Below are 3,093 nucleotides of genomic sequence, written 5' to 3'. Positions count from 1 at the left end.
TTTATATTTAATTCCCATGATTTCTGCGAGCTTTGATTTAATGGGGACGAGTAAAGGAGATGCCAATCAGAGAGTGGAACTGGTTGTACTGCGCGAACTATGCTTAATGGTAGGCCGATTGACCGGAACACTCATTTTCTTGGGTGTCCTAAGTATCAGCAAGGCTCCTACGGCGATGATCTGGTTGTTGATTGGCCTTGCATTGATGCCAGTGCTCGGATGGTTTTTTATGCGAAGTGTGCTGAAAATGGAACAAAAGACGAAGCAGAGCAAATCTCATTCCCATGCACAACGCTGGCACAAGCAAACCGAATAGTTTGAAAATACATTAAAAAAGACCTCCAGACCCAATTAGTAGGGGAAAGAGGTTCTTTTTGTATTCATATGTTAAACCATCGGTTCCGTTGTTTCAGGCGAGGGCTTGGTAGTACGGTTTAGAGAATAAAGCTCCATTTCAGGTCGGTGTGTGCCCGTCAGTTCATCAGCCAATAGCTGTGCGGCCATCATACTCGTAACCGTCCCATTTCCCCCGTAACCCTCCAAAAAATAGCAGTTTGGAAAACGTGGATGTGGACCAATATACGGCAAGCCGTCGTGAGAGGAGCCGAATACAGCCGCCCAAGCATAGTCGATCTGAAATGGAACACCCGGAAAATGCTCCTGTAGCGTTTGCAGCAGCTTTTGCTGTTGGTGTAGCAGCCTGATTTCACGTTGATGGGCGTCCAGTACAGGTTCATCCAAACCACCAATAATGATGCGTCCTTCCGGTGTTGAGCGTATGTACAGATAAGGACGAGTAGTTTCCCAAATCAGACACTGCTCATACCACAAGGGAACATCTCCGATTGGATTGGTGGCGATAGCATAAGAGCTTTCCAGAACGGCTCCGCGATCTGTTTTAATCTCCTGTGTTTCATAACCCGTTGCAAAAATGATTTTTTTCGCTCGGATAATTCCACCGCTGGTATAACAAACAACTTCATTTTCATTAAATTCAAAATGCTTGGCTTCCGTATGCTCATATAAGCGTACACCGAGACGGCTGGCGGATTGCAACAGTCCTTGGGCAAACAAAAATGGATTAACCTCGGCATCTTCGTGCGTGTACAAGGCTGCTGATTTTCGAAAAGGAAATCGGGCTGCAATCTGTTGCTCATCCCAGTATTCGACGGGAAATCCAAACCGGGTTAGCTGTTTGTACTCTTCCTGAAGGATCTGCACATCCTCCGATGTACTTGCATAGTACAGGCTACTGCGGCGTATAAAGGACGGATCAATTTCCAGCGTGGTAGACAGTTTTTCCAACTGATCCAGAGCATCTTTGCACATACGGTAAAACAGTACACCGTTCGTTTCACCAAACGTATTGATGAAGGAGGTTAAGGTCTTATCATTGCTATATTGCAGCAGTCCGGTATTGGCCGAAGAACTTCCATGTACCAGCTTGCGTTTATCAATAACCACGGTGTCTACCTGTCGTTCTCCCAATAGCCGGGAGCAGATGGACCCACCCATCCCGCCTCCGATGATCAGTACATCACAATTTAAATCCTCTGCCAAAGGCGGAAAATCCGATGTTTGCTCCAAGGTACTCGGCCAATACGTATTCCCGCTAATCAATTCCATATAAACAGCACTCCTTATAGGCAATATGTAGTATCTCTTATGTGTACATAGTATTTCGCCAAACGGACAAGATAACCAGCGTGCAACAAAACATTTAAGGAGGCACTGAGACTATGCAATCTACCAACATGCAACCCTTGACAGGCAAAGAGCTGGAGTACATCGTGGACTCCATTTCCAATGAAGAACTGCTGCTCAAGCAATGTACGGCGACAGCAGCATCCATTCAGCATCCAGCCATTCAGCAAGCTTGTCTGCAATTCGCGAGAACTCATGAGAACCACCTGAACCTGCTTTCCAATGCACTTCAACAGCACCAGCAGCTTGCTCCTATGCAACCGCAGCAGTAATTATGGATTAACCAATAAAGGAGGTAATATCACGATGTTTTCACAGAACAATACGTCATTTATGCCCGAAGAAGATTTGCTCTATACCATTCTTGCCGATATGAAACGCACGGTGGGAGAGTATACAACAGCGACAACGGAATCCAATTGTCCGTCTGTGCGTCAGATGTTCACCGACCTTACGAACGATACGCTGCGCCTACAAGGCGATTTGTATCGTCTGATGAGTCAAAACAATATGTACTCCACTTCGTCAAAAGCACTGCGCATCGATTTGGACAAACAGATTCAAGAAGCTCGCAAGACCCAACACGAATGCCAACAGTTCATTCAGCAAAAGTCGTCATCAGCGGGGGGATATGGTCAACCTATGCATCAGCAAGGGCAGCCTACTCACCAGAATAACCCTTACTATATGTAAACGGGATATTCCGTTTTTGAAGCAATTTCCCATAACAGCCGTCCGTCTGCCGGGTTTACCGGGGCGGACGGTTTTTCTTTGCAGGTTTAAAGTGCGTATTGTATGATGTATAGTAATCTCTTTCGATGGAGGCCTTATGTAGAATGACAGAGCTAAATGGTTTGAAATTAAAAGTGCTGGAATTGTTAAAAGAAGATGCAAGAAGAACACCGACTTTGTTGGCTACTTTACTGGGGGTTGACGAGCAGGATGTACGCACCTCAATTAAAGAGCTAGAAGACCAACATGTAATCGTTAAGTACGCCGCCGTAGTCAATTGGGATAAAGTCGACGACGAAAAGGTTACTGCTTTGATTGAAGTACAGATTACACCCGAGCGTGGAAGAGGATTTGAAGGTATTGCAGAACGGATTTATTTGTATCCGCAAGTTAAATCGGTTTATCTCATGTCTGGAGCATACGACTTGCTGGTAGAAGTTGAAGGCCGCAACCTCCGTGAGGTCGCTAATTTTGTGTCGGAGAAACTGTCTCCTATTGACTCGGTCTTGTCCACCAAGACTAATTTTACGCTTAAAAAATACAAGCAGGACGGAATTATCTTTGAGGATCATCAGGAAGATAATCGTCTGGTGATTTCGCCGTAAAGGAAGATCATGATGAATCTCAAAACAGAAACATTTACCGACAGTAACAAAG

The 3,093-nt window shown here is 45.2% G+C and carries 4 protein-coding genes and 1 pseudogene; 4 read left to right on the top strand and 1 reads right to left on the bottom strand.

Translation table 11 applies throughout. From position 1 onward, the window contains the following. Positions 1 to 316, top strand: a pseudogene (locus GRP75_RS22855) (MFS transporter); the annotation flags it as partial. 71 nt (positions 317 to 387) lie between these two features. Here GRP75_RS22855 and GRP75_RS22850 read toward each other — a convergent pair. Next, on the bottom strand, positions 388 to 1,626 hold the full coding sequence (locus GRP75_RS22850) for an NAD(P)/FAD-dependent oxidoreductase (RefSeq protein WP_160790448.1): 1,239 nt from the start codon (positions 1,624 to 1,626) through the stop codon (positions 388 to 390). Positions 1,627 to 1,739: 113 nt separating this feature from the next. Between GRP75_RS22850 and GRP75_RS22845 the strand changes: the two genes are divergently transcribed. The 3 genes from GRP75_RS22845 (at position 1,740) to GRP75_RS22835 (ending at position 3,041) form a co-directional block, all read left to right on the top strand. Beyond that, a complete protein-coding gene (locus GRP75_RS22845) occupies positions 1,740 to 1,976 on the top strand; it encodes a hypothetical protein (protein WP_013309406.1) in 237 nt (78 codons plus the stop codon). Between the two features lie 34 nt (positions 1,977 to 2,010). Continuing rightward, positions 2,011 to 2,397 (top strand): spore coat protein, encoded by a 387-nt coding sequence (locus tag GRP75_RS22840; RefSeq protein ID WP_013309407.1) that lies wholly within the window; start codon positions 2,011 to 2,013, stop codon positions 2,395 to 2,397. Between the two features lie 143 nt (positions 2,398 to 2,540). Continuing rightward, a complete protein-coding gene (locus tag GRP75_RS22835; protein ID WP_023987779.1) occupies positions 2,541 to 3,041 on the top strand; it encodes an Lrp/AsnC family transcriptional regulator in 501 nt (166 codons plus the stop codon). The last annotated feature ends 52 nt before the right edge of the window (positions 3,042 to 3,093 follow it).

The organism is Paenibacillus sp. OT2-17 (assembly GCF_009827695.1).
Taxonomy (GTDB): domain Bacteria; phylum Bacillota; class Bacilli; order Paenibacillales; family Paenibacillaceae; genus Paenibacillus; species Paenibacillus polymyxa_B.
This window is presented reverse-complemented; position numbering and strand designations above follow the sequence as displayed.

What these genes read in the sequence shown, in the direction of transcription:
- GRP75_RS22850 (WP_160790448.1), bottom strand. Translation starts at nt 1,626, where the DNA reads ATGGAATTGATTAGCGGGAATACGTATTGGCCGAGTACCTTGGAGCAA.
- GRP75_RS22840 (WP_013309407.1), top strand. Translation starts at nt 2,011, where the DNA reads ATGTTTTCACAGAACAATACGTCATTTATGCCCGAAGAAGATTTGCTC.
- GRP75_RS22845 (WP_013309406.1), top strand. Translation starts at nt 1,740, where the DNA reads ATGCAATCTACCAACATGCAACCCTTGACAGGCAAAGAGCTGGAGTAC.
- GRP75_RS22835 (WP_023987779.1), top strand. Translation starts at nt 2,541, where the DNA reads ATGACAGAGCTAAATGGTTTGAAATTAAAAGTGCTGGAATTGTTAAAA.